Source organism: Sphingomonas sp. LT1P40, from assembly GCF_036663835.1.
Taxonomy (GTDB): Bacteria; Pseudomonadota; Alphaproteobacteria; order Sphingomonadales; family Sphingomonadaceae; genus Sphingomonas.
Genome location: NZ_JAXOJT010000002.1, coordinates 50,478 through 76,523, shown reverse-complemented (window position 1 = coordinate 76,523; position 26,046 = coordinate 50,478). Strand labels below are relative to the sequence as shown.

24 protein-coding genes are annotated in these 26,046 nt (G+C 65.6%); 10 read left to right on the top strand and 14 right to left on the bottom strand.

The annotated features are described in order from the left end of the window. The first annotated feature begins 151 nt into the window (after nt 1-151). Both U1702_RS11770 and U1702_RS11765 read left to right on the top strand, forming a co-directional pair. Entirely contained in the window at nt 152-1,888 is a 1,737-nt protein-coding gene (locus U1702_RS11770; RefSeq protein WP_332724831.1) for a sensor histidine kinase, read from the top strand. Further along, nucleotides 1,881-3,209, top strand: coding sequence for a sigma-54-dependent transcriptional regulator (locus U1702_RS11765; RefSeq protein WP_332724829.1), 1,329 nt, complete (start codon nt 1,881-1,883; stop codon nt 3,207-3,209). The genes U1702_RS11770 and U1702_RS11765 overlap by 8 nt, the downstream gene beginning before the upstream one ends. On the opposite strand, the gene U1702_RS11760 is transcribed toward U1702_RS11765, so the two are convergent. Then, entirely contained in the window at nt 3,206-3,376 is a 171-nt protein-coding gene (locus tag U1702_RS11760) for a hypothetical protein (protein ID WP_332724827.1), read from the bottom strand. The genes U1702_RS11765 and U1702_RS11760 overlap by 4 nt on opposite strands. Nucleotides 3,377-3,471: 95 nt before the next feature. Between U1702_RS11760 and U1702_RS11755 the strand changes: the two genes are divergently transcribed. Then, nucleotides 3,472-4,209, top strand: coding sequence for a Crp/Fnr family transcriptional regulator (locus tag U1702_RS11755; protein ID WP_332724825.1), 738 nt, complete (start codon nt 3,472-3,474; stop codon nt 4,207-4,209). Nucleotides 4,210-4,296: 87 nt separating this feature from the next. Here U1702_RS11755 and U1702_RS17120 read toward each other — a convergent pair whose 3' ends face one another. The 9 genes from U1702_RS17120 to U1702_RS11715 form a co-directional block, all read right to left on the bottom strand. Beyond that, the gene (locus U1702_RS17120) at nt 4,297-4,389 is read right to left on the bottom strand and encodes a hypothetical protein (RefSeq protein WP_443026859.1); all 93 of its coding nucleotides are present in this window, start codon (nt 4,387-4,389) and stop codon (nt 4,297-4,299) included. Nucleotides 4,390-4,435: 46 nt separating this feature from the next. Then, nucleotides 4,436-4,768 (bottom strand): hypothetical protein, encoded by a 333-nt coding sequence (locus tag U1702_RS11750; RefSeq protein WP_332724823.1) that lies wholly within the window; start codon nt 4,766-4,768, stop codon nt 4,436-4,438. Nucleotides 4,769-4,854: 86 nt separating this feature from the next. Further along, complete coding sequence (locus U1702_RS11745) at nt 4,855-5,817, bottom strand: fumarylacetoacetate hydrolase family protein (RefSeq protein ID WP_332724821.1); 963 nt, start codon at nt 5,815-5,817, stop codon at nt 4,855-4,857. Further along, a complete protein-coding gene (locus U1702_RS11740; protein ID WP_332724819.1) occupies nt 5,814-6,596 on the bottom strand; it encodes a cyclase family protein in 783 nt (260 codons plus the stop codon). The genes U1702_RS11745 and U1702_RS11740 overlap by 4 nt, the downstream gene beginning before the upstream one ends. Nucleotides 6,597-6,598: 2 nt before the next feature. Continuing rightward, complete coding sequence (locus tag U1702_RS11735; protein WP_332724817.1) at nt 6,599-7,693, bottom strand: nuclear transport factor 2 family protein; 1,095 nt, start codon at nt 7,691-7,693, stop codon at nt 6,599-6,601. Beyond that, complete coding sequence (locus U1702_RS11730) at nt 7,690-8,541, bottom strand: fumarylacetoacetate hydrolase family protein (RefSeq protein WP_332724816.1); 852 nt, start codon at nt 8,539-8,541, stop codon at nt 7,690-7,692. Before U1702_RS11730 ends, U1702_RS11735 begins: the two co-directional genes overlap by 4 nt. Then, nucleotides 8,538-9,071, bottom strand: coding sequence for a VOC family protein (locus U1702_RS11725; RefSeq protein WP_332724814.1), 534 nt, complete (start codon nt 9,069-9,071; stop codon nt 8,538-8,540). The genes U1702_RS11730 and U1702_RS11725 overlap by 4 nt, the downstream gene beginning before the upstream one ends. Then, nucleotides 9,068-10,591 carry a bifunctional 3-(3-hydroxy-phenyl)propionate/3-hydroxycinnamic acid hydroxylase gene (locus tag U1702_RS11720; RefSeq protein WP_332724812.1) on the bottom strand — a complete coding sequence of 508 codons (1,524 nt, stop codon included), beginning with the start codon at nt 10,589-10,591 and terminating at the stop codon, nt 9,068-9,070. Before U1702_RS11720 ends, U1702_RS11725 begins: the two co-directional genes overlap by 4 nt. 118 nt (nt 10,592-10,709) lie before the next feature. Further along, entirely contained in the window at nt 10,710-11,624 is a 915-nt protein-coding gene (locus tag U1702_RS11715) for a LysR family transcriptional regulator (protein ID WP_332724810.1), read from the bottom strand. 169 nt (nt 11,625-11,793) lie between these two features. Here U1702_RS11715 and U1702_RS11710 point away from each other — a divergent pair, with 169 nt between their 5' ends. The 4 genes from U1702_RS11710 to U1702_RS11695 are packed head-to-tail and all read left to right on the top strand — an operon-like array spanning nt 11,794 to nt 17,269. Further along, on the top strand, nt 11,794-14,019 hold the full coding sequence (locus U1702_RS11710) for a TonB-dependent receptor (RefSeq protein WP_332724808.1): 2,226 nt from the start codon (nt 11,794-11,796) through the stop codon (nt 14,017-14,019). Nucleotides 14,020-14,043: 24 nt separating this feature from the next. Then, complete coding sequence (locus U1702_RS11705; protein WP_332724806.1) at nt 14,044-15,273, top strand: MFS transporter; 1,230 nt, start codon at nt 14,044-14,046, stop codon at nt 15,271-15,273. Nucleotides 15,274-15,277: 4 nt separating this feature from the next. After that, nucleotides 15,278-16,015 (top strand): SDR family NAD(P)-dependent oxidoreductase, encoded by a 738-nt coding sequence (locus U1702_RS11700; protein ID WP_332724804.1) that lies wholly within the window; start codon nt 15,278-15,280, stop codon nt 16,013-16,015. Nucleotides 16,016-16,072: 57 nt separating this feature from the next. Beyond that, the gene (locus U1702_RS11695; protein ID WP_332724802.1) at nt 16,073-17,269 is read left to right on the top strand and encodes an acetyl-CoA C-acyltransferase; all 1,197 of its coding nucleotides are present in this window, start codon (nt 16,073-16,075) and stop codon (nt 17,267-17,269) included. A gap of 6 nt (nt 17,270-17,275) precedes the next feature. Here the strand turns inward: U1702_RS11695 and U1702_RS11690 are convergent, their stop codons facing one another. Together U1702_RS11690 and U1702_RS11685 are read right to left on the bottom strand one after the other, a co-directional pair. Beyond that, complete coding sequence (locus tag U1702_RS11690; RefSeq protein ID WP_332724800.1) at nt 17,276-17,773, bottom strand: type II toxin-antitoxin system VapC family toxin; 498 nt, start codon at nt 17,771-17,773, stop codon at nt 17,276-17,278. Next, complete coding sequence (locus U1702_RS11685) at nt 17,773-18,024, bottom strand: type II toxin-antitoxin system Phd/YefM family antitoxin (RefSeq protein WP_332724798.1); 252 nt, start codon at nt 18,022-18,024, stop codon at nt 17,773-17,775. Before U1702_RS11685 ends, U1702_RS11690 begins: the two co-directional genes overlap by 1 nt. Nucleotides 18,025-18,245: 221 nt before the next feature. Between U1702_RS11685 and U1702_RS11680 the strand changes: the two genes are divergently transcribed. Then, the gene (locus U1702_RS11680) at nt 18,246-19,616 is read left to right on the top strand and encodes a cation:proton antiporter (protein WP_443026837.1); all 1,371 of its coding nucleotides are present in this window, start codon (nt 18,246-18,248) and stop codon (nt 19,614-19,616) included. A gap of 64 nt (nt 19,617-19,680) precedes the next feature. After that, nucleotides 19,681-20,889: an alginate export family protein gene (locus tag U1702_RS11675; RefSeq protein ID WP_332724796.1), complete on the top strand. Its 1,209-nt coding sequence runs from the start codon at nt 19,681-19,683 to the stop codon at nt 20,887-20,889. Between the two features lie 3 nt (nt 20,890-20,892). On the opposite strand, the gene U1702_RS11670 is transcribed toward U1702_RS11675, so the two are convergent. Further along, nucleotides 20,893-22,410 (bottom strand): tryptophan halogenase family protein, encoded by a 1,518-nt coding sequence (locus U1702_RS11670; RefSeq protein ID WP_332724794.1) that lies wholly within the window; start codon nt 22,408-22,410, stop codon nt 20,893-20,895. Nucleotides 22,411-22,538: 128 nt separating this feature from the next. Between U1702_RS11670 and U1702_RS11665 the strand changes: the two genes are divergently transcribed. After that, complete coding sequence (locus U1702_RS11665; protein ID WP_332724792.1) at nt 22,539-24,797, top strand: penicillin acylase family protein; 2,259 nt, start codon at nt 22,539-22,541, stop codon at nt 24,795-24,797. Between the two features lie 4 nt (nt 24,798-24,801). Here the strand turns inward: U1702_RS11665 and U1702_RS11660 are convergent, their stop codons facing one another. Beyond that, nucleotides 24,802-26,022, bottom strand: a complete 1,221-nt coding sequence (locus U1702_RS11660; RefSeq protein WP_332724790.1) for a hypothetical protein — start codon at nt 26,020-26,022, stop codon at nt 24,802-24,804. Nucleotides 26,023-26,046: the final 24 nt, after the last annotated feature.

Sequence of the window (26,046 nt, the reverse complement as noted above, 5' to 3'; positions counted from 1 at the left end):
TAAGTACCTGATATAAAATAACATAATGAGTTTAATGCGTGATCTTGCCACATTAAGTTGTGCGAATATCCGCACGTGCAATTTGTCGATCGTGTGGTATTCCGCACAAATGCAACGCGAACCGACTCGCTTGGGCAACAGGCTGGCAGTGATGGCCGCGATTGCTCTCGTGTTGATGGCGGCGGTCGCCTTCGGTGCAACACGATGGGCGCGCGGGCAGGCGATTGCGGCGACTGACGCTGCGGCAACGCAGCTGGCGCAGGGCAATGCCGGACTGCTGACGAGCGAGCTTCAGAAATTCCGGCTGCTGCCGCTGGTGTTGACGCAATATCCCGACGTGCGCGCGATGCTGGAATCGCGCGATTCGGCAGCGGCGGAGCGGATTAATGCGCGGCTGGAACTGCTGGCGGCGCGCACCGATGCCGCCGCAATCTATGTCATCGGTGCGGACGGGCTGACGGTCGCCGCGAGCAATTACCGCCTCCCGTCCAGCTTTGTCGGCCAGAATTACGGATTCCGGCCCTATTTCCGCGATGCGCTCAAAAGCGGACAGGCGGAGCTTTTCGCGCTGGGGACGGTGAGTGGGCGACCCGGCCTTTACCTTGCCCAGCGGGTGGGCGACGCCGCACGCCCGCTGGGCGTGATCGTGGTCAAAATCGAGTTCGAGGCGATTCAGGCGGGCTGGGCGCGGCAACCGGGGACGACGATCGTCACCGACCGACACGGCGTGGCGATTATTACAAGCCGCCCGGACTGGCGGTTCCTGACGCTGGGGCCGCTGAGCGCCACGGCGCGCGAGGCGATCCGGGCGACGCGGCAATATGGCGACCTTCCGCTCAAACCCCTGCCGCTGACGGTGGACGGGCGCGGCGTGCGCGAGCCCGAAGGACGGATCGCAGAAGCGACGGCACCGATGGCCGGGGCGCGGCTGCGCGTGTTGATGCCGCTGGCACCGGCTTTGGCCAATGCCAATGCGAATGCGCGGTTGATGATGCTGGCGGCGCTGATCGCAATTGCGGGCGTGCTGCTGCTGGTGTGGCGCGCACGCGAACGCGGGATGCTGCAAGCGGCGGCGCAACGCGCGTTGGAGGTCGAGGTGGCGGAGCGTACGGCGGAACTGCGCGAGAGCAACACGCAACTGGAGGCCGAGAGTGCCGAGCGAGCGCGCGCCGACCAACGTTATCGTTCCGCGCGCGAAGAATTGGCGCAGGCCAGCCGATTGGGATCGCTGGGACAGATCACGGCGGGTGTCGCGCATGAGATCAACCAGCCCGTGGCGGCGATCCGCAGCTTTGCCGAGAATGCGCGCAGCTTCCTGATCCGGGGCGATGCCAACCGGGCGGGCAGCAACCTCGACCGCATCGTCGAACTGACCCAGCGGATCGGCACGATCACCGGCGAACTGCGCGGCTTTGCGCGGCGGCGGACGCCGGAAATCGGCGCGGTGCAGGTGGGCGACGCGATCGATTCGACGCTGTTGCTGATCGGCGATCGGGTGCGGACACAGGGCGTGGCGCTGGAGCGGACGGGCGATCAGGGTGTGGCCGTGGTCGCAGATCGGGTACGGTTGGAGCAGATCCTTATCAACCTGATCCAGAACGCGCTCGACGCGCTTGCGGGGCGCGATGGTGCGGCGATCCGCATTGCCGTGGCGCGCGACCCGGACGGTGTTGCGATCGAGGTTGCCGATAACGGCCCCGGCGTCGCCGCTGTGCTGGCCGACGAATTGTTCATGCCGTTCGTCACCGGGCGGGACGAGGGGCTGGGCTTGGGGCTGGCGATTGCGCGCAACATCGCACGCGATTTCGGCGGTGAGTTGTCGCTGGTGCCGTCGCCGCTGGGCGGTGCCGCGTTCCGGATCGAACTGCGGGAAGCGACGCGTGGCTGATCCGCAAATCCTGTTCGTCGACGACGACGCGGCGCTGCTTGAAGCCAATGTTCAGACGCTGGAACTGGCGGGCCTCACGGTGCGGGCCTTTGCCGATGCGCAGACGGCGCTGGGCGCGGTCACTCGGGCTTTCGCGGGTGTCGTGGTCAGCGATATCCGCATGCCGGGCATGGACGGATTGCAGCTGTTCGCCCGGCTGCGCGCGATCGACCCTGAAATCCCGGTGATCCTGATTACGGGCCATGCCGATGTGCCGATGGCGGTGGGTGCGTTGCGCGACGGCGCGTTCGATTTCCTGTCGAAGCCGTTTGCCGGCGATCATCTGGTCGCATCGGTCAACCGCGCGCTGGCGCACCGTGCGCTGGTGCTCGACAATCGCGCGTTGCGTGAGGCGGCTGCCGCGCCACAGGACAGCCCGCTGATCGGCGACAGCCCGGCGATGGTGCGATTGCGCGAGACGATCGCCCAAGTCGCCCGCGCCGATATCGATGTGCTGATCGAGGGGGAGACGGGGACCGGCAAGGAACTGGTCGCGGCAATGCTCCATCGCGGATCGCCGCGCGCCGCGCGTCCCTTCGTAGCGGTTAACTGCGCGGCGTTGCCGGAGACTTATGCCGAAATCGAACTGTTCGGCCATGCCGCCGATGCGGTCCCCAATGGCCGCTTCGCGCGCACCGGCCGGATCGAGGCGTCAAACCGGGGGTCGCTGTTTCTCGACGATATCGATGGCATGCCGCTGGCGGTGCAGTCGCGGTTGTTGCGGGTGATCGAGGAGCGCGAGGTGCTGCCGATTGGCGAGCAGCGCCCGATCCCGCTCGACCTGCGCGTGATCGCATCGGTGAAGTACGATCTGAACGTGCTGATCGCCGAGGGGCGGTTTCGCAGCGACCTGTATTTTCGGCTGAACGTAGTTCGGCTGTCGATCCCGCCCTTGCGCGAGCGGCGTACCGATGTCGCGCCGCTGTTCGCGTCGTTCGTGGCGGAAGCGATTGCGCAGACCGGGCAGGACGGATTCCGCATCACCGACGGCGTGCGCCGTCATCTGGTCGAACATGATTGGCCGGGCAATGTCCGCGAACTGCGCAACTTTGCCTTCTCAGCCGTGCTCGATGTGGCGGATGCGCAAAACTGGCGGGATGAGACGCCGTCGCTGGCCGAGCGGGTCGGGCGTTATGAGGAAATGCTGGTGCGCGAGGCATTGGGGCTGACCGGGGGCAGCGTGACCCGCGCGATGGCGTTGCTTCAGGTGCCGCGCAAGACATTGTACGACAAGATGCAACGCGCGGGGATCACGCCGGGCGATTATCGGCGAAAGGGTTAGTCGCCAGCGCGGTTGAGACGGATCTGATCGCCCGCTGCAAGCGCCTCGTACCGCGCCAGCATCTGTCGGTGGATCAAACGCACGCCGGGATCGGTCGCCTGCTCGGCAAGCTGACGCGCCTTTGCCGCGCGTCGCCGATAATAGTCCTGATCGGTCGAACTGTGCATGGCGGCGTCGTAACGTCTTGATCGGACGACAGCTTTAACCTGCGTGCTCGCAAAGAACGATGTTATGCGCGATTGCGCCGTGGCATGGGTAGGGAATGACGATGATTTCGGGCAATGAACCGCTGGCACCGATGCTGGCCAAGCTGAACGCGCGGGGCACGCTTGACGATATGGACCGCGCGGCGGTGCTGGCGCTGCCGTATCGACTGAAATCGCATGACGCAGATGGCTATGTCGTGCGCGAAGGCGACATAGCGACGCATTCATGCCTGTTGCGCACCGGTTTCGCCTACCGTCAAAAGATCGTGCGGACAGGGGAGCGACAGATTTGTTCGATCCATCTGCCGGGCGATATGGTCGATCTGCAAAACTCGTTGCTGATCGTCGCGGACCACAGCGTGCAATGCCTGACCCGCGCCGATACCGCATTGATCCCGCGCGAGGCGGTGATCGAGCTGGCGTTCCGGCGACCGAATGTCGGGTTGGCCATGTGGTACGACACGCTGGTCGATGCGGCGATCTTCCGGGAATGGACCACCAATATTGGGCGGCGCGACGCGCGCACCCGGCTGGCGCATATCCTGTGCGAATTCGCCATGCGGATGGCGGCGGCGGGGCTGGGCGATCATACCGCCTATGAATTGCCGATGTCGCAGCAGGAATTGGGCGATTGTACGGGGCTGACGCCGGTGCACGTCAACCGTATGTTGCGCTCGCTGGAGCAGGCGGGGCTGATTTCGCGCAAGCAGCGCGCGGTATCGATCCTCGACTGGGACGGTCTGGCGCGGGCGGGCGACTTCGATGCCGCCTATCTGCATTTACCCAACGCCTGAACGGTCAGGCGCGCGCATTGCGCCATGATCGGCGGACAAGGGCGGCAATGATCGCCGCCTCGCTCGCGTCGCGCGGCGCATAGAGCATCACCGTGTCGAGCGACACGGTTGGCTGTCCGGCGACGGGTGGGATTCGGCCCAGCGCTCTGCCATCGCCTCGCTGCGCAACGGCTCGGGCAGGATCGCGTGAAGGCTGCCGTCATCCTCGACATGGACATGCGCGAATTCATGACCGAGCAGGAACGCGCGCGGGTCGCCGCACGCGCAGGCTGTGCGTGGGGATGCCCAATGCCTCGACCTGTTCGGTTTCGGCGGACGACAGCGGACGGCGCGACAGGATCAGCGCGGTGAAGCCATAGCCACTGATCCGGTCATAGATCGATTTTCCGATGTCGAGCGGCGCTTCGGGCGCGCGCATGCCGGGGCCGACCTTTGCATTCGATGCGCCGCCGACGAATGCACCCGCCGGATAGGAAATCGCGCGTTGCGATGCGTTGTGAAACGCCTTGCGCTGAAACGGCGGCGCGCGGGAAATCAGCGGGAGCAGCGCGCCGACCATCCGACCTGTTCGACCGGATGGCGCGGATCAATGTCGATGCCTGTTCCGGAAACCCTATGACGTCACGCGAGCGACCGTGATCGCGGTCAAGGCATAGCCACGCGCACCCGCTGATCGATCACGCCAAGCAGGCCTGGATCGCCAAGACTCAGGCGAACCCGCTCGCCGTCGGCCAGATAGGGCGTCACCGGGCGACCCGCGATGGTATCGAGCGCGCGGCGTTCGGCGATACAGCCCGATCCCACGGTTTCCGCATCGTAATTGGACACGGTGCCGGAGCCAATGACGGTGCCCGCGCACAGGTCGCGGGTGGCGGCGGCATGCGCGATCAGCTCGCCGAAACCGAAATGCATCGCGCCACCCTGTGGTGCGCCGAACAGCGCTTCGCCGCGCCACACCGACAGCGGCTGATGCACCCGCCCGCCGTGCCACGCGTCACCCAGCTCGTCGGGCGTTAAGGCGAATGCGGAGAGCGTGCTGGGCGGTTTGGCATGGATGAAACCGAACCCGCCCTTCATCTCGCCGGGGCCAAAGGCGCGCAGGCTCCAGTCGTTGATGATGACGATGAGCTTTACATGGGCGAGCGCGGCGTCGGGCGTAACGCCCATCGGCACGGCGTCCGTGATAATTCCGATCTCCGCCTCGAAATCCACGTCATGCGCGGCATTGACGAAAGCCACGTCTTCGTGCGGCGAAAAATAACGGTGCGAGATGCCCTGATACATCAGCGGCGGTTCGTGCTCGCCACGCTTCTCGAACCCCCAGGCATCGGCAAGGATATGGTTGTGCGCGAGGAACGCGGAGGCATCGAGAAACTGGAAACCGCGCGGCAGTACCGCGTCAAGCGCGGCGGGATCGACCGCGACGCCCTCCTCGGTCGCTGCCTCCAGCTGTCCCGCCTGTTCGCGCAGCATCGGCGCGACCCGCCCCCAATCGTCGAGCGCGGCCTGAAGCGTGGTTGCGCCGAGGGCGAAGGTGCCGCGCTGCAGGTCGCGCGAAACGATCAGCAGCCGTCCATCGCCGCCGGTACGCAGCGTTGCGAGTTTCATGCGCCGTCCTCGAAAATCGCCACCGCGCGCGTCCACCCGGCGGAGGCCGCATGGATCTTCACCGGGAAGCAGGAGATGGTGAAGCCGGTAGGCGGCAGCACCTCAAGATTGTGCAACTTTTCCAGGTGGCAGTAGCCGATATCGCGGCCGACCTTATGCCCTTCCCAGATCACGCTGGCATCGCCGGTTTCGGCATAAATTTGGGCGGTGTGGCTGAACGGCGCGTCCCAGCTCCACGCATCGGTGCCGGTCACGCGCACGCCGCGTTTGAGGAGGTACAGCGTCGCCTCGCGCCCCATGCCGATCCCGGCGGCGAGGTAGTCGTCATGACCATAACGGCGTCCGGCGCGCGTATTCACCACCACGATGTCGAACGGCTGGAGCGTGTGACCGATACGGTCCAGCTCCGCTTCGACCTCGGCTGCGGTGATGACATGGCCGTCGGCGAAGTCGCGGAAATCCAGCTTTACGCCGGGGCGGAAGCACCAGTCGAGCGGTACCTCGTCGATCGCGATCGCGCGCTGGCCGCCATTCATGGTCGAGGCGAAATGGTACGGGGCGTCAAGATGCGTGCCGTTATGCGTAATGAGATCGATGCGTTCATATGACCACGCCTCCTCGTCGGGCAGCTGGTCGGCGGTCAGGCCGGGAAAGAATTTCGCCAGTTCGCCGACCTGGTCCTTGTGGCTGAAATACTCGATCTTCGGACGGTAAGGCGCCGGGTCCGACGCCACGTCATTCTCCAGCGGAACCGAGATATCGACGAAGCGCCGCGTCACGATCAGACCGCCCGTTCGATGTAAGTATAGAGCGGATCTTCCGCGCCACGCTTCCCAAACAGGAATGGTTTGGCGGGGTGGCGTTCCCAGAACTTCGCGGTCTCCGGCTCCATCCGGCTCCAGTCGAAGATGACGTCGCGGTGGACGATGCCCCAGCGTCCGTCGCGCCGTTCGAACTTGTCGAGATAGCGCCCGCCGATCTCCGCGTCCGTCCCGTCGGTCATCTGGCACCAGGCGACGTGATAGCTCTCGACGAAGGCATGGTCGGCATCGCTGAACTCGCTCAGGATGTTGGTGACCATGTGCATCATGCCCTTGATCGGCGAGCCGGGCTTGGGGCGGGTGAAGGAGACCACGTCGATGAACTCGGTGGCCAGCCCGTCGAATTCGCCATGCCGCTCGGTCGCACCGGGATGATAGCAGGTGTGGGCGAGTTCGGCGTCGCTGCGGTCCCCGGCGCGCGCGCGGTTGTATAGGATTTCGGCGATGGCCTGTTTGTCGAGCAACTGCTGAATCGCGGCGTCCATGTCGTTGGGTTCCTTGATATTGCGGATGGAGAGCAGGGCACCGCGTGTCGCGCTGCCGGTCGCGTAAAGCGGGTCGTCGGATGTGCGGCTGCCCATCAGATATGCGGGCTGGGTTTCGGGATTCCAGAAGGGGGGCGTGCCGGGCATGACGCGCGACCAGTCATAGACGATATCACGGTGCTGGATCAGCCAGCGGCCAGCGACATGGCGGAAGGTATCAAGATAGCGCCCGCCGATGTGGAAAAAGACCCTGCCGCCGTCACCATCCGCAAACGTCTCGTGCGCGACGTGATAGCTTTCACAGAACACGTCGCTATCGTCGCGGAAATCGAACAGCGCATTGCCGACGATGTGCAGCTTCGAGAAGCATTCGGGGCCGTTCAGCCGCGACGCCTCCAGGCTGTCGATAAAGCCGTGCATCAGCCCCTGATAAGTGCCGTGATTGTCGGTGCCGTCAACCGGGTGGCATGCCTTCATCAGTACGGGGTCATAGCGGTCGGCACCGCGCGCGCGGGCGTTCAGCAGGTCGAGGATCTCCTGCTTTGCCGCATATCGCTCAAGCTCGTTCACGCCACGCCCTCCGCCCGCACTTCGCCCTCGATCGCGCCGATATGTTCGACCTCGCATCGTACCTTGTCGCCGACTTTCAGAAAGCGTGGCGGCTTCATCGACCCGCCGGTCCCCTTGGGCGTGCCGGTGGCCAGCACGTCGCCCGGCTCCAGCGTGCAGACGGTGGAGAGATAGGCGATCTGCTCCCAGATATTGTTGATCATTTCGGACGTCGAACCATCCTGCACCACCTCGCCATTGACCAGGCAGCGCAGGCGCAGCGCATGTGGATCGCCGATCTCGTCGGGCGTGACGATCCACGGGCCGAGCGGACCATGCGTGTCGAACGACTTGCCCAGCATGATCGTCGGGCTGCGCTTCTGCCAGTCGCGCACCGACACGTCGTTGCAGATGGTGTAGCCCGCGACGACTTCATGCGCGCGCTCCGGGGTAACGCGGCGACAACGCTGGCCGATGACGACCGCCAGCTCAACCTCCCAGTCGAGCTGCTCGCTCTGCGGCGGCATCAAAATCGGGTCATAGGGGCCATTGATCGACGTCGGCAGCTTGACGAACCAGCGCTGATATCCGGGCGGTACATAGCCCGGCATCGACCTCAGCACCTCGTCGATATGGCTTTGATAATTGGACGCGATGCCCAGAAATTTGCGCGGGTTCATGACCGGTGCGGCCAGGCGGACATCGGCCAGCGCGTCTCCCGAACCGCCAACGGCGTCCGCCCGCTTCATGCCCGCCGCGCCCTCGGCCAGCAGCGCCTCCATCGACGGCGTATCGACGGCGAAGATGCGGTCCTGGCGCACCACGCCGACGCGCAACCCCGCTGCGCCTTGATAGCATGCGAGCTTCATTGCCCCAGCCGCTCGACCAGCTGCGCGCGGTAATCGGGTGCGGACATATAGGTCGGGTTGGTCATCACCGCCGCCTCGGTCGCGGCATAAATCGCCTCGTCCGACAGCGCAAAGTCGATCGGCGTGCCATGCGGCTGGCTGACATGCCACGGCGTGTGGACATAGGTCTCGATGATATTGTCCTCCGGATCGCGGAAATAGACGGTCCAGCTGTTGCCGTGATCCAGCGTCCAGATCTTGGTGATGCGCGGATCGGCATGGGCGCGTTCGTGGACGGCGCGCAGCTGCTGGAAATCGTCGAGCAGGAAAGAGATTTGCGCAACGGTCGATGGGCTATCGGGCGCGCGGCCCGATACCAGCAGCAACTGGTGATGCTCGTTGGGCGACATCGTCATGAAGCGGATCGGGTTCATATCGGTGCGTTCGTCGGTGACGATGAAGCCGAAAAAGCTGGTGTAGAAATCGGTCTGCGCGTCGATGTCGATAACATAGATGCCGACATGGTTGAGCGCGAAATTGATGCGGGTCATGGGGCTGCCTCCGTCGGCGCGGGTGTGAGGTGAAGTTGATCGGCGAGCCGGTCGAGCGCGGCGTCGAGCGCGGGCTGGCCGGTGCCGGTGGCGAAGACATAGCGGTCGGGGCGAACCAGTGCCCAGTCGGCGCTGTGTCGGGCGAGCCAGTCGCGCAAGGCCGGATCGGTGGCGTCCACCACGTAACCGTCCGGCCATGTCAGCGTCGATGTTGCAACCAGTGCGAAGCGACCGTCGAGCAGCCGGTCGAAATGGCGCCGTCCCTCAGGCGTTTCGACGATGAATTCGGGCAGGCGCATCCCGCCGCTTTCCCGATCGACCAGACCGGCGCGGATCGGCGGCACCACATCGGTCATCGCCACCGCACCGCTCCGGTTACGCTCGGCTTCGCGGAATGCCTCGTCGCGCAGCGCCGCTGCCTCGGGGTCGAGCTTGCACACCTCCGCCCCCGCCGCGACCGATGCGGACACGATCGCGCGAACATGCGGCTCGCGCTCCGGCTGATAACTGTCGAGCAGTTCGTCGCCCGCCGCGCCGCGCAGCACCAGCGCCAGCCGCCACACAAGCTGCGCCGCGTCGCGGATGCCGTGGCACATCCCCTGCCCGTAAAAAGGCGGCGTCTGGTGCGCGGCATCACCGAGCAGGAAGGTATTGCCGACGCGCCAGCGCGCCGCGATCAGCGCGCGAAAGCGATAGACGGCGGCGCGGACGATATCGACATCGGCGGGGTCGATCCATTTGCCGATGTGGCTGTACAGCCATGGGTCGGTGACGACCTCAGCATCGTCCTCACCCGCCAGCAACATATATTCCCAGCGGCGATGGCGGCCGGAACCGGGGATCAGCGTGGCCGGTCTGGCGGGATCGCACACCATCATTGAATAGCGCCCGTCGCGCACCTCGGGCGGGATGCCGTGATCCTCAGGCCAGCGCATCGGCCCGTCGACCAGCGTGTCCGCCACCAGCCAGCGTTCCTCGAATCCGATATCGGTCAGCGGCACCCCCAGCGCCTTGCGCACAATGCTGCTCGCGCCGTCACAGGCGAGGATGAAGCGGGCGCTGACGGTCGCGTCACCATCCGGTCCGCGCATGCGTATCGTTTCACCATCAAGGCTGGTCACGTCATGACCCGTACGGACCTCGACATTGGCGAAGCGCGACACGCCGTCGCGCAGCAACGCCTCCAGCTGCGGCTGATAGAACAGGTTGCTGGGATGCCACATCAGCGGATCGGCGCGTTGCGGCGCACGGAAAGTGCGGATGGGCTGTAGATCGGCACCCAGATAGACCGATCCGCCCAGCGGTCGCGTCACCGCCGCGATCTGCTCCGCCAGCCCGATCGACGCGAAGATGCGCATGATCTCGGCGTCGAACACGATCGCGCGGGGCTGGCGATAGGGTTCGTCGCCGCGTTCGATGACGATGGTGCGCAGGCCCGCCTGTCCCGCAAGGTTCGCGGCGGCGGCACCCACCGGCCCCATCCCGACGATGGCGATGTCGTAATCACCCGCGCTTGCCATGCCCCGTCATCGACCCCTGCATGCCCCCGGCTTGAGCGGCGGGGACCGTTTGATCTTGAGCTATCGGCGGCTGACTTAAGTGACAAAGACCGTTGAGGCCAATTTCGATAACCGTGGATTATCGCGGCGTTTCGATCGCACCGGGCAGGGTGGCACAGGCGTCGCGGATCAGCTGCATGACCGCACGCGCACCCGGCAACAGCGAACTGTGCTGGCGATAGGCGAGCCCGACCTGTTCGGGCGGAAAGGCGAAATCGACATCGAGCGCGGCGAGATTCGACTGGCGCGCGCTGAGCAGGGTTGAGGGGACGACGGTGATGAGGTCGGTATTCTGGACGACGGTATCGAACAGGATCACCGTGCTGACGTCGATCGCGCTTTGCGGCGGCGGCATCCCCGCGTCGAGGAACGCGCGGTTGATAATCTCGCGGTGCGATGGCGGATAATCGGGGATCAGCCACGGATAACCCGCCAGATCGGCGAGCGACAGGTCGCCGCGCCCGGCCAGCGGATGCCCCGGACGTGCGGCCAGACGCGGGCCGGTCGCCACCAGCGGCTCGAACCCCAGCCCCAGCGGGCCGCTGTCGGCGGGCAACAACAGCAGGGCAGTGTCGAGTTCGCCGTCGAGCAACGCGGCGGTCAGTTCGGCAGAAAAGGCGATCTTCAGCTTCAGACGCAGACCGGGCAGCGTCTCCATCACCTGTCGCGCGACCTCGCCCATCACCGCGCTCATCGTCGGGATCACGCCGATGACGATGGTGCCGCGCGTCAGCCCGCGCATCGCGTCGATCTCCGCCACCGCGCGGCGCACCTCGCTGTCGATCATCTTGGCATAGCGGAACAGCACTTCGCCGAACCGGGTGGGTTCCACCCCGCGCGGGCGGCGGTCGAGCAACGGAACACCCAATTCGGCTTCCAGCCCGTTGATTGCCTTGCTCAGCGCCGGCTGTGAGACATGCACGGCGGCGGCGGCGGCATGCATCGTCTTGTTTTCGACGCACGCCATGAAATATCGCAGGACTCTCAGGTCCATCGCTGCTCTCCCAACCGGCTGTTCCAGATATTAAATAATGAGGGGAAGTGGGGGTTTCGGCAATGGGCGATAACCTGAGCCTATTGGTCCGGGCGCAAGTTTCAATTTTTCGGGACCGGCCACCTGTCCAGAACCACGATCAAATAAAACGACGATAAGGGAGGGGATCATGGCATCTGGAATCATGGCGGCACGAGTCCGTATGGTGAGTGCGGGTTCGGCACTGGCGATCGCGCTGGCGGCAACACCGGCACTGGCGCAGGATCAGGCAGCGGAAGCGGCGACCCCGCGCGAGGACGAAATCGTCGTCACCGCACAAAAGCGCACCGAGCGGCTTCAGGACGTGCCGATCTCGATCACCGTGGTCAGCCCGGAACTGCTGGAAAGCACCAATGCGCGCAACTTTGCCGAGCTTCAGGGCGTGGTGCCGGGCGTGTTCTTCCACGGCAATTCGGGCGGCGGGCGCACCTATATCACGCTGCGCGGTGCGACCGGTCTGGCGCTCAACACCGGTGACGAGCCGGTCGCGGTCTATGTCGACGACATCTATATCGCGCGCGGCGTCACCGTCGGCATGTCCGACCTGCTCGACATGGGCGGGATCGAGATCGTGCGCGGTCCGCAGGGCACGCTTCAGGGCCGCAACGCCACCGCCGGCGCGATCCTGATCCGCAGCGCCGACCCGACCGACGAGCTGAGCGGCTATTTCAACCTGAGCGTCGCCGATCCGTTGGAGTTTCGCACGCAGGGCGCGATTTCGGGATCGCTGGGTAACGGCTTCAGCGCGCGCGCTGCGGCGGGCTATGTCAACGATCGCGGCTGGGCGTATAACCCGGTGATCGACGAGAATATCGGCGGTGCGGAGAGTTTCCAGTCGCGCGTGGTGCTGCGTTACGATGCCGGCGATTTCAACGCGCGCGTCGTCGGCGATTACAGCTGGACCAACAATCAGCCCGCGATCTTCCGCTATGCCAATACCAATTTCAGCCCGCTGGCGACCGGCGCGCTGGTCCCGGCCGGCACCGCGACCCCCAACGCACCCCTGACCGCCGCCGACCGTGCCGCGATCTTCGAGGACAATATCATCGCGCTGAACCCCGGCACCGACACGACCGTGCGGACCGGTGGCGTTTCGGCGAAGATGGAATATTCGTTCGGAAACGTGGACCTGGTCTCGGTCACCGGCTGGCGGCGTGCGGTGGTGCGCGGCACGAACGATTCCGACGGCCTCGCCACCGCGCGCATGGGCTACAACCAGAACAATGCCGAGAGCAGCCAGGTCAGTCAGGAGCTACGGCTGCAATCCTCGGGCAGCCAGCGCTTTTCGTGGATTCTGGGCCTCTATTTCTTCGACGAGAACCAATATTATGACGACGATATCTATAATCTGCGCTTCTCGCTGCCGACCAATGGCGTCACCAAATATCGTGGCAATCTCTACACCACATCCTATGCCGCCTTTGCCGACGCGACCTTCCGCCTGACCGAGCAATTCCACATCATCGGCGGCATCCGCTATACGCATGATGACAAGAAGCTGGACGCCGTAATCCGCCCGACCAACCTCGACACCAACGTCACCACCAACACCGTCTATTCGCCGCCTTCGGAGACATGGACCGACACCTCCTATCGCGCGAAACTGGTTTATCAGCCGTCGCGCGACCTGATGTTCTTCGCCGGTTACGGGCGTGGTTTCCGCGCGGGCGGCTATAATCCGTTCGCAGTGCAGCCATCCTACCAGCCCGAGGTCAACAAGAGCTGGGAAGTGGGCGCAAAAGGCACCACTGCCGACCGCGCGCTCAGCTTCTCGTTCGCCGCCTTCCTGTCCGATTACTCGAACCTTCAGCTGCGCGCGGGCGTGCCGACCGGTGGTGCGATCATCACCAATGCGGCGGAAGCGCGGATCAAGGGCGTCGAGCTGGAGCTGGTCGCGCGACCGGGTCCGATGACGCGGCTGACCGGCAATCTGGCCTATACCGACGCCAGCTTCACCAGTTTCCCGACCGCGCGCAACACGCTCGATCAGCCGGTCGATGCGACCGGCAACAAGCTGCCGCGCACGCCGGAATGGCAGTTCTTCGTCCAGGCTGAACAGGATTTCGCGATCGGCAGCGATCTGATGCTGACGGCGGAGGCGAATTACCGCTGGCGCGACAAAATCTATTTCTTCTTCACCGACCAGACCGTGCAGCCGTGGCAGGATCCGGCCAATGGCGAGCTTGGCGCGCGGTTGACGATTAAGCCCGATGGCGCGCGCTGGTCTTTCTCGCTGTTCGGCACCAATCTGACCAATGCGCGGATCATCAACACCGCGGCGGTCACGTTCAGCTACCCGCAGGTCGGACTGAACAAGCCGCGTGTGGTCGGCGCATCCGCCGCGTTCAAATTCTGACGCGGCGGTGAGAGGGAGAAGCAGATGACCGGGTCGGGCGAGTTCCGCCAGCATTGGCGCACGCTGGCGGGGTGCACCATCGCGGCATCGATCGGCACGATCGGGCTGCATGCCTATACCAGCGGCGCGTTCGCGCATGCGCTGACCAGCGATGCCGGATTTACGCGCGACCAGATGTCGCTGGCGACCCTGATCCTGTCGGCCAGCGTGGCGGTGTGTGCGCCGTTCGCGGGCGTGCTGATGGACCGTTACGGCGCGCTGCGTGTCGTCTCGATCGCGGTGGTGGGGGAGGCGATCGCCTTCGCGTTGCTGGGCCTGATCCCGTCGAGTTTCGGCTTCTATGCCGCCGGCGTGTTCCTGCTCGCGATCCTGGGTGTCGGCACGACGCCGCCGGGGTTCGCGCGGATGGTGACGGGCCGGTTCGACAAGTCGCGCGGGCTGGCGCTGGGTGTGATGATTAGCGGCTTGGGCCTGATGGCGATCAGCGGGCCGATCTGGGCGACCTGGGTGATTCAGCAACTGGGCTGGCGCGGTGGCTATCTGGTGCTGGCGGGGCTGGTGTTGGTGCTGGGCGGGATCGGCGTGCTGCTGATCCGCAGTGAAGGCGATATCCATGGCAAGAGCAGCGCTTCGCTCAAGACCGGCGATTTCTCCGCGCTCCGGCGGCCATTATTCTGGGCGATGCTGCTCGGCTTTCTTGCACCGGCATTCTTCAGCGGCGGCTACCTGCTTCACCTGATTTCGCTGTTGCGCGAGCGCGGTTTCACGCCGGCGGGCGCGGCGCAGGTTCAGTCGCTGATCGGCGTTGCGATCCTCGCCGGACGGCTCGGCTCGGGCTGGGCGCTCGATCACTGGCCACCGCAATGGGTGGCGGCGGTCGCCTTCACCATTTCCGGCCTTGCGTGCGTGCTGTTGCTCGGTTCCGATCCGCTGCTGGTCAGCCTCGCCGCGCTGGGCATCGGCCTCACGATCGGCGCGGAGCTGGACATCATGGCCTATTTCATCTCGCGCTATTTCGGGCTGGAGAGTTTCGGGCGGCTCTATGCGCTGGCCTATGCCTGCCTCATCACTTCGGCGGGGGCCAGCCCGGTGCTCATCAGCAAGCTGGCCGACATCGGCGACGGCTATGCCACCGCGCTGATCGTATCGACGGTCGGCACGGTTGCGGGCGCGGTGATCCTGATGTTCCTGCCCAATCCGGGTCGCGCCGAACCGAATAAGCAACCGGAAGGCGCGATCCCGGCGGAGGCGTAAGGACGTGGCATTGCTGTCGGGCAAAATCGCGATCGTCACTGGCGGCGCGTCCGGGATCGGGGCGGCGACGGCGGCATTGTTCGAGCGTGAAGGGGCGTCGGTCTGGCGGGCGGATATCGATCCCGCAGCGACGCTTGCGCTCGACGTGACCGATCCCGATGCGTGGGAACGCGCCGTCGACCGCGTCGTGGCCGGGGCGGGGCGAATCGACATCCTGGTCAATGCCGCGGGAATCGCCAGTGCAGGCGGACCAGCCGCCATCGACCGGGTCACGCTCGATCAATGGCGGCGCGTGTTCGCGGTTAATGTCGAGGGGACGCTGCTCGGCTGTCAGCAGGCATTGCGGGTAATGGGGCGGCAGGCCCCGGCGGCCATCGTCAACATCACCTCCACCGCCGCGGTCGCGCCCAGCCCGGCGCTGGCTGCCTATGGCGCGTCCAAGGCGGCAGTCGTGCAACTGACGCGAAGTGTTGCGGCGGCGGGCGCGCTAGCAGGGCAAAAATTGCGGTGCAACTGCGTGATGCCGGGCATGGGGGATACGCCGATGACCGCCGCAATGGGTGCCGGCTATCACGCGGCGTGGATCGCGCAAATTCCTGAAGGCCGCTTTGCCGAGGCGGATGAGGTGGCGCACGCCATATTGTTTCTGGCGAGCGACGCGGCGTCCTATATCAACGGTGCCGCGTTGCCGGTGGATGGCGGCATGCTGAGCCGCCCGGTGGTGTCGCTGGCGCGAGGCTGACTTGCTATTCTCCGCCGGTGCGGATTTACGGATCTGCACAGGTTGGGAGAGTCAAAAATGCGTGAAGCCGCAATCGTATCGACGGCCCGGACGGGGATCGGCAAGGCCTATCGGGGTGCATTCAACGTGACCGAGGCACCGGTGCTGGCGGGGCATGTGATGAACGCGGCGGTGGAGCGGGCGGAGATCGACCCGGCGCGGATTGACGATGTCTTCTGGGGCGTGGGCAACCAATGGGGAACGCAAGGGGGAAATGCGGGCCGCATGGCGGTGTTCGCCGCGGGCCTGCCGCAAAGCGTGCCTGCCTTCACGCTGGACCGCAAATGCGGGTCGGGGCTGAACGCGCTGGCGCTGGCGGCGCGGTCGATCATCGCGGGCGATATCGATGTCGCGTTGTCGGGGGGCATGGAGTCGATCAGCCTGACGGTGACCAGGGACGCACCGCGCTTCGCCAACCAGTCGGTGCTGGAGCGTGAGCCGCATGCCTATATGGCGATGATCGAAACCGCCGAGATCGTCGCCGAACGCTATGGAATCAGCCGCGCCGCCCAGGACGAATATGCCGCGATGAGCCAGCAGCGCGCGGCGGCCGGGCTGGCCAATGGCGCGTTCGTCGAGGAGATCGTGGCCGTAACGGTCGAGAAGGCGATCTTCGACAAGGAAGGCAACCGCACCGGATCGGAAACCGTCACCGTCACGCAGGACGAGGGCATTCGCGCAGGCACGACCGCCGAAGCGCTCGCCGGCCTGCGCACCGTGTTCGAGGACGGTCAGGTCATCAAGCAAGGCCAGCACATCACTGCCGGCAATGCCAGCCAGCTGTCGGACGGTGCCGCAGCGCAGATCGTGATGGACCGCGCGACGGCTGAGGCAGAGGGCCGGGAGATTCTGGGCATCTATCGCGGGTTCCAGGCGGCGGGATGCGGGCCGGACGAGATGGGCATCGGCCCGGTGTTCGCCATCCCCAAGCTGCTGGCACGCGCGGGCCTGAAGGTCGAGGATATCGGGCTATGGGAGCTGAACGAGGCGTTTGCCAGCCAGTGCCTCTATTGCCGCGACCATCTCGGCATCGATCCTGAGAAGTACAACGTCAATGGTGGCGCGATCGCCGTCGGCCATCCGTTCGGCATGACCGGCGCGCGGCTGGTCGGCCATGCGCTGATCGAGGCGCGCAAGCGCGGCGTTCAGTACGCCGTCGTGTCGATGTGCACCGCCGGGGGCATGGGTGCCGCCGGGCTGTTCGAGATCGTCTAGCGCCGCTCAGGCGCGGACGAACAGGCTCTTCAGCCATTGCGGGCCGCCGCGCGCCGCCTGACGCCAGTCGAGTTCCTCGTCTGCGCTGTCGGGGGCGAAGCCCCAGGGGTTGAACAATTTGACCCGCGCACCCCTGAACGCGGCGGTGTTGCGGGTGACCAGCGTCAGCCCATGTTCGAGCGCGGTCGCCGCGACCAGCGCATCGCGCGAATCGGCAAGGGCAAGCTGGACGCGACGGCGGACGACGGCGGTATCGACGGCAAGGATGCGGCCCTCGAACGCCGGGATGACTTGATCGTCGAGCCAGCTTTCCAGCGCTTTGGCAGCCACCTTGTCGTTGCGTGCGAGCGCGGTGGCGGCATTGCCGAGTTCGAGCAGGGTGAGCGCGGACACGAACAGCGTCTGTATCGATACCGCCGACGCCCAGGCGGTGAAACCGGGATCGGAGCGCCCGGCCCGTGCGTGGCGCAGTTCATAGACGATATCGGTGTCGAGCAGGAACATCAGCCGAGCTTCGCGCGCCGGTCCCAGCCTTCGCCGGAAAAGGACGAGTCGAGAGCGACGGGGGCGGAGCCGGGCATGGCCAGCAGGTCGACCACGCTCTCCGTCGCGCCGGTCAGTTGCTGGAAGGCGGCGATGCTCATCAGCACATGCGTGGGCTTTCCGCGATCGGTTACGAACACCGGTTCGACTCGGGCGAGTCGCTTCGCCTGACTGACATCCTGATTGAAATCGCGGCTGCTGATAACCTTCATTTCGTACCTACGTACCTAGATTGTCCAGGTTGTCATGTAGGTACATTACTACCCTGTGGCGACTGCGCAACAGAATTGGCCGTGACGTCGGGAAAATGATGCGGGCGGCCCAATTTATGACAATTACGGCTTGCGTGTCGACGCCGATCCAAGCTCCGATGACGATGCCGAAACGGATTCAGACAGACCGTTGGCCGTGAAAATGGGGGAGAGATTTCGTGGTGACCGAGCTGTTGAACGATTTCTGGCGGGTGTTGGGAGACGTGATGTCGGCGCACGGTCCCGCGGTCCAAGCCGCCAAGACGTTCGCGCCGAACGACTACAGCATCCACTTCTTTCTCCAGCTTGCGGTGATCCTGCTGGCGTGCCGCGTGGTCGGCTGGCTGGGCAAGAAATTCCTGGGCCAGCCGCAGGTGGTGGGCGAGATGATCGCGGGCGTCGTGCTCGGACCGTCGCTGCTTGGCCTGCTCTTCCCCGAATTTCAGGCGGCGCTGTTTCCCAAGGAGACCAAGAACGTCCTCTACGTCGGCGCGCAGTTCGGTGTGGGTCTTTACATGTTCCTGGTCGGCACGACGCTCCAGCTCGACCATTTCAAGTCCAAGGCCAGAAGCGCCGTCGGCGTTTCCGCGGCTGGGATTGGCGCGCCATTCTTCTTCGCCATCCTGATTACGCCGCTGCTGCTGACCGTGCCGGGGCTGTTCGCGCCGGGGATCAGCCAGTTCAACGCGACCTTGTTCATGGGCGCATGCATCGCGCTCACCGCGTTCCCGATGCTGGCGCGGATCATCAACGAACGCGGCCTGAACAACACCTCGCTCGGCACACTTTCCCTGACGGCCGGCGCGTTCGACGACGCGGTGTCGTGGTGCGTGCTCGCGGTCGTGCTGGCGACATTCGGCGGTGGACCCGGCGTCGCGGTGCTCGCGATCGGCGGTGGCGTGGCCTATGCCGTTTTCATGCTGCTCTTCGGCAAGCGCCTGCTCGCGCCGCTGGGTCGTGCAGTCGAAAAGGCCGGCGAGATGAGCAACACCGTGCTGGCGATCACGCTGATGCTATATTGCATGTCCGCATTCCTGATGGACGCGATCGGTATCCACGCGGTGTTCGGCGGCTTCCTGCTCGGCGCGTTCATGCCGCGTGGCCTGTTCGTGGAAGAGCTGAAGCGCAAGGTCGAGCCGATCGCGGTCGTGCTGCTGCTGCCGATGTTCTTCACTTACTCCGGCCTCAACACGCGCATGGACATGGTCAACTCGCTGTCGCTGCTGGCGATCGCGCTGGGCATCCTGGCCGTCTCGATCCTCGCCAAATTCGGCGCATGCTGGGCGGCGGCGCGGCTGGCGGGTGAGGACAACCGCACCGCGCTGGGCATCGGCGCGCTGATGAACTCGCGCGGGCTGATGGAGCTCATCATCATCAACATCGGTCTGCAAAAGGGCATTATCGGCCCCACGCTGTTTGCGATGATGGTGCTGATGGCGATCGTCACCACGGTGATGGCGGGACCGTTGTTCGAGCTGGTCTATGGCCGCAAGGCCCGGGCGAGCGGCGAGTTGGGGTCGCTCCACGGCGGTGCGGTGGCCAACGCGGGCTGACGATCCCATTCAAGACGTCCGGCCCGCACCCCCTCCCCGAGCGGGCCGGACAAGGGGGATTACGATGAAGACGATGCCGGCAATGCTGGTGGCGCTGCTTGTGAGCGGCACCGCCCTCGCGCAAGACGTGAAGGTGATGCCGACGCTCGACGCGCGGCTGCGCTATGAAACGGTCGATCAGGCCGGACTGCCACGCGACGCCGAGGCGCTGACGTTGCGGGTGCGGCCTGGGGTCGAGGCGAGCAAGGGCAACTGGTCGCTGCTGGTCGAGGGCGAGGCAACGCTGGCGATCGTCGAGGATTATAACAGCGGCACCAATGGCCGGACCGCGTTTCCGCTGGTGGTCGATCCCGCCAATTTCGAGCTGAACCGCGCGCAGTTGCGTTATGTCGGTGCGAACGGACTGGCACTGACGGCGGGACGCCAGCGGATCGAACTGGCCGACCAGCGCTTCGTCGGATCGGCGGGCTTTCGCCAGAACGAGCAGACATTCGACGCCATGCGCTTCACATGGGGCAAGCCCGTCGGGTTCAGCACGGACGTCACCTATGCCTGGAACGACCTGACCGTGAATGGCCGCGACGGCACTGGCGCGCGGCAACAGGCGGTGGGCGGCGACAATGCCTTCGCGCTGCTAAGCTATGGCATGAAAGCGGGGAAGCTCACCGGCTTCGTCTATCTTGTCGATCAGGACGAAGCGGCGGTGCAAGGGTATCGCCTGTCGAGCCAGACCTATGGCGTGCGCTTCGCCGGGAGCGCTTTGCTTACGAAGGGCGTAACGCTGGGTTATGTCGCCAGCGTCGCGCGGCAAAGCGACTGGCACCGCAATCCCAACGATTACGCCGCGACCTATTGGCTGGGCGAAGCAGCGCTGGGCGTGCGCGGCTTTACGCTGACCGGCGGCTATGAGGTGCTGGGCGCGGACAAGGGACTGGCGCTGACCAGCGTGCAGACGCCGCTTGCATCCCATTTCAAGTTTCAAGGGTGGGCGGGCAAGTTCGGCACCACGCCGCCCAATGGCCTGCATGACCTGTACGCGACGCTGGCGCGGGGATGGAAGAAGACCGGGCCGTTCGACGCCGTCACCCTGTCGGCAACGTGGCACGACTTTGCCAGCGACCGGCTCGACCAGCATTACGGCAACGAGATCGACCTGCTGGCGAGCGTCAAATACGGGCGTGCAACCGTGTCGGCACGCTACGCCCATTATCGGGCGGACGCCTTTGCGACGGACACCGACAAGGCGTGGCTGTCGGTGGATTTGGCGATTTGAAGCTTACGCCGCCGCGTTGATTTCCTCGATCAGCGCGCGGTGCGCGGGCAGGTCGCGGGTTGCGCTTTCGCTGAAGTTGCGGATTTTGGCAAAGATGCGGTCGGCGGTGCCGACATCGGGGAAATCCTGTCGTACCGGCGCCAGGTCGGTCTGAAAGCCCATGCCGTAGAGAATGTACTGATAGTTGAAGAAGGCGAAGCTTTCGAGATCGAGGATGAAGTCGAACCGGCTTGGCGGGCGGAAGCGCCACTGGTCGAGCAAATCCCGTAGCCGCTCGGAGATCGATGCCGGATCGGCATTGTCGCGCCAGAACGGTTCGGTCCGGCGGCTGAGGCAATAATGTAGTTTCAGGAAATCGGCGATATTGTCGTAGCGCGCGGTCATCAGCTGGTTGAAACGCCGCGCGGGGGCATCGATCGGCCCGCTGCGGGGCAGGAGTTCGGCGATCATGCCGATTGCCGCCTCGATCAGCACCACGCCGGTCGATTCGAGCGGTTCGAGAAACCCGGCGGACAGGCCGACGGCGACGCAATTCTTCACCCATTGCCGCTCGCGATACCCCGCCTCGAACGCGATCAGGCGCGGCGCGATCTCGGCATTCCCGACATAACCGTGCAGGATTTCCTCGGCGCGATCGTCGCTGATGTGATCGCTCGAATAGACGCAGCCGATCCCGCGCGCGCCCTTCAGCCCGATGTCCCAGGTCCACCCCGCTTCGTGCGCAGCGGCGATGGTGTAGCTTTCCAGCGGGGCATCGTCGCGGTCGTAAGGAATCTTGCACGCCAGCGCGCGATTGGTGAACAGGCCGTCGCGTACCGACTTGAACGGCACCTCCAGCGCCCTGCCGATCAGTTCGGCGCGGAAGCCGGTACAGTCGATATAGAGGTCGGCGGTCAGCGCGCCGTGTTCGCGCGTGACGACATGGTCGATCGCGCCTGCATCGTCGAGCGCGACATCGGTCAGCATGCCCTTTTTATGCTCGACGCCAAGCGCGCGGGCGCGATCGGCGAGCACGCCGGCCAGCTTCACCGCGTCGAAATGATAGGCGTAATTGAGCGGCCCGGAAAACTCGCCTTCATGCGGGCGTTTCGGGGCGCGGCGGGCCTCGGCGACGCGGTTTTGAATCGTCACGGCTTCGGCGAAAGGCGGGCGCGTGGCTTCGTCCTGGAGCAGCCAGTAGGAGACCAGACTGGCTTCCTCGGTGTAGAACGGCGCCTCGAACGGGTGGAAATAATGGCTGTGGCGGCCATCCACCGGCGTTTCGGCCCAGTCGTTGAAGCGGATCCCCTGTTTGAATGTGGCGCTGGTCTCGCGGATGAAGCTCGCTTCGTCGATGCCGAGAAACTGGAGCGTGCGGCGGATCGTCGGAAAGGTGCCTTCGCCGACGCCGATGATCCCGATCTCGGGCGATTCGAGCAGGGTGACGTGAAGATGGTCCGCGCCCGACCGCGCCAGATAGGCGGCGGTGAGCCAGCCCGCGGTCCCACCGCCAACCACCAGAATCTTGCGCTTGCCCGCCATGCCGTCAGCCTAATGCAGCATGGCGACGGTGGATAGCGGTAAGCGTCGAAGATGGGGCATTACCCCATGAACGGCTTGCCGCGAACGTAAGGTCTGGGCCATGATCCCGACAGGATCGGGAGAGTGGAATGAAGTACGCGATGTTGGCGGCGGCTGTCGGAATGACGCTGGTGGGCGGTGCTGCCCAGGCGAAGCGTTACGATGCGACGATCGTGCGCACCACGCACGGCATCGCGCACATCACCGCAAGGGACTGGCGCGGGGCGGGTTACGGCGTCGGCTATGCCTATGCGCAGGACAATCTGTGCATGATCGCCGAGGAATTTGCGACCGTCGCGGGCGAACGCTCGCTGCATTTCGGGCCGAAGGAAAGCGCGACCCTGGGGTTCCAGACGGTCGATAATTTGACCTCGGACGTGTTCTTTCGCGGCGCGGTCGATCTGCCCGCCTTGCGCAAGGGCGTGCGGTCGCAGGGCCGGGAAGTGCTGGCGCTCGTCGCGGGTTATGTCGCGGGCTATAACCGGTATCTGCGCGATATCGGCCCGGGCGGCGTTCCGGCCGAGTGCCGGGGCAAGGCATGGGTGCGGCCGATCACCGCCGACGACACGCTGCGGCTGAATGAAAAGCAGATGCTGTTGGCAAGTTCGCTGGCGCTGGCCCCGGCGATTGCGGGGGCGACCCCGCCGGGGGCTGCTCCGGCGGTCAAGACCGGCATGCGCCTGCCCGATCCGGGCGAATTGGGGATCGGCAGCAATGGCTGGGCATTCGGCGGCGACGTGACGGCGGACCAGCGCGGCATGCTGATCGGCAACCCCCATTTTCCGTGGTCCGGCCCCAGCCGTTTCTGGCAGATGCAGGTGACGATCCCCGGCCAGCTTGACGTGGCGGGCGTCGGCATCGCCGGATCGCCGCTGCCGACGTTGGGTTTCAACCGCGACATCGCCTGGACGCATACGGTAACGGCGGCGCGGCATTTCACACTGTATCAGCTGAAGCTCGATGCCACCGATCCGACGATCTATCTGGTCGACGGCAAGCCGCACAAGATGACGTCGAAAACTGTCAGCGTGCCGATGCCGGACGGTGCGGCGGCGGTGACGCGCACGCTCTATTCCACACGCTTCGGGCCGGTCATCACGATTCCGGCGGCGGGCGCGAACTGGACCAAAACAATGGCGTTCACGATGCGCGATGCCAATCAGGGCAATCAGCGCGGGCTTGGCGCATGGGTGCGGATCGCGCGGTCGCGCAACGTGGCCGATGTGCGTGCGGGGGTGACGCAGACTTTGGGCATTCCGTGGGTCAACACCATCGTTGCCGACCGCAATGGCGACGCGATGCATGCCGATGTCACCGCCGTGCCGAACGTGTCGGCGGAGAAGATCAAGGCGTGCGCGACGCCGATCTCGGCGCTGGTCGCCCGCAGCGCGATCCTGCTCGACGGGTCGAGATCGGCGTGCGACTGGGATGTAGCGGCGGGGACGCCGGTTCCCGGCCTGATGCCTGCCAGCGATCAGGCAATCCAGCAGCGCCGCGATTACGTGGCGAACATGAACGACAGTTACTGGCTGAGCAATCCGCGCGCGCCCCACACGCCGCTGTCGCCGATGCTGGGCGATGCGGAGAAGCAGGTGTCGCTGCGCACGCGTTCGGGCTTTATCGAGACCCACGCGCTGATCGCGGGCGGCAAGGTCGATCATGCACGCGCACAGGCCATGGCGTTCGCAAACAAGAGCCTGGCTGCCGATCTGGCGACCGGCCCGATGCTGGCGGCGTGCAAGGGCAACGCCGAGGTGGCCGATGCCTGTGCCGCGCTGGGCAAATGGGATCGCCGTTACGATCTCGACAGCCGGGGCGCGTGGCTGTTCGACCGCTTCTGGATGAAGGCGCGGGGCATCCCCGGCATCTGGGCGGTGCCGTTCGACGTGAAGGATCCGGTCAACACGCCGCGCGATCTGGTGACGAGCGGCGAGACCGGCGTGAAGCTGATCGCGCCGCTGAAAGCAGCGGCGGCGGAGGTGACCAAGGCGGGCATCGCGCTCAATGCGCGCTGGGGCGACGTCCAATATGCGCAGCGCGGCGCCGAGCGGATTCCGGTGCATGGCGGCGACGGCGCGCTCGGCGTACTCAACGTTCAGATGTCGCTACCCGCCTCCGGTGGCGTGACGCCGCGGCATGGCTCAAGCTATGTGCAGGTGGTCGGGTTCGACGCAGACGGGCCGGTTGCGGATACGGTGCTGAGCTATTCGCAGTCACCCGACCCGGCATCGCCCTTCTATGCCGATCAGACGCGGCTGTACTCGAAGAAGGGCTGGGCGCGGTTCCCATTCTCTCCGGCACAGATCGCGGCGGCGGCGGTGGGAAAGCCGGTGAAGATCAGCGAATAGCGGGTCATACTGTCGGGCAGGACTTCGCGGCGTCGCTCAGGCGATAGCGGACCGTCTGCGCCCGCCCGCGCCCCTCAAACCGCACGCGATCGACAGCCCCTGCGACGCAGCGTCCGCTGCGCCGTAGCTGCCAGCGATCGGCAGCATCGCCGGTCAAATGGCATTGCGTCGTATAGGCACGCTCCCCTGTGGGACTGGCGGTGCAGACGCGCATTCCGGCCGGGACCGGCAGCGGGGCGGACCAGCCAGGGGAGGGGGCGATGAGGCTGCCCGTCAGCGCCACGGTCTGGAGCGGCTTGGCGGCGTCGGCGGGCGCGGCCATGCGCCGCTGCACCTCGGCCAGCACCGCCTGATAACGCGCATCGGCCCAGCCGGTGAGGGTCACACGGTCGCGCTGGGCCTGCGCGATTGCCGCCTGATCGGCGGGGGTGAGCGGTTCGCCGCGTTCGACCTTTTCGCGGATCGTCCGCAGCGTGGCGGCACGCGCGGCATTGCGGCGCGTTTCGATCGCCCGCTCGATCCGCGCCAGTTCCTCATCCTGCGGACGCGGCGCACGCAGCCACGCCGGAATGCCCAGCCGCGCGAGCACCGATTCGGGGACCAGCATATTGGCGAGCGCGACCGCCAGCGCAGCCAGCGGCAGGCCGACGAACAGCCCGCGCTCGATCCTCGGCTCAACGCGGCCGAACAGCATGATTGCCAGCACCGCGACGGAGCCGAACAGGACCAGCCGCATCGACGCGAGGAACGAGGTATCGCCCGGTGCCAGCGCGAACAGGAACAGGATGGCGAGGAAGCCGAGCAACAGCCGCCCGAGCAGCCGCGCATAGCCGAGCATCGCCGCCTGTGCGTCCGCCGCCCCGCGTACCGCCGCCACGCCGCCGCCGACCAACAGCAGCCCGGCCAGATGCAGCGGGCTGAGCGCCGCCCATAAAGCGCCTGCGCCCGCCAGCGCGATCAGCGCATAATTGGCTCCCCCCCAGCCGATGCTGCGAAACAGCGCGCCGAGCACGATCAGCCCCGCCAGCGCGAGGATGACGATGAACAGCCGCAACCGCACGCGCTCCGCCGCGACGCCCGCCGCCTCCAGTCCGCGCGCCGCGCCGGATGCGCCGGTGTGAAACAGCCGTGAGGCCGCGCCGCCGATCCGCGCCAGCATGCCGCGCGGCGGGGAAGGATGCGCCAATGGACCCGGTGTCGAAACCGCTGCCGGAAGCTGGCTCATGCGTCGATCCCCCTGACGTCCCCG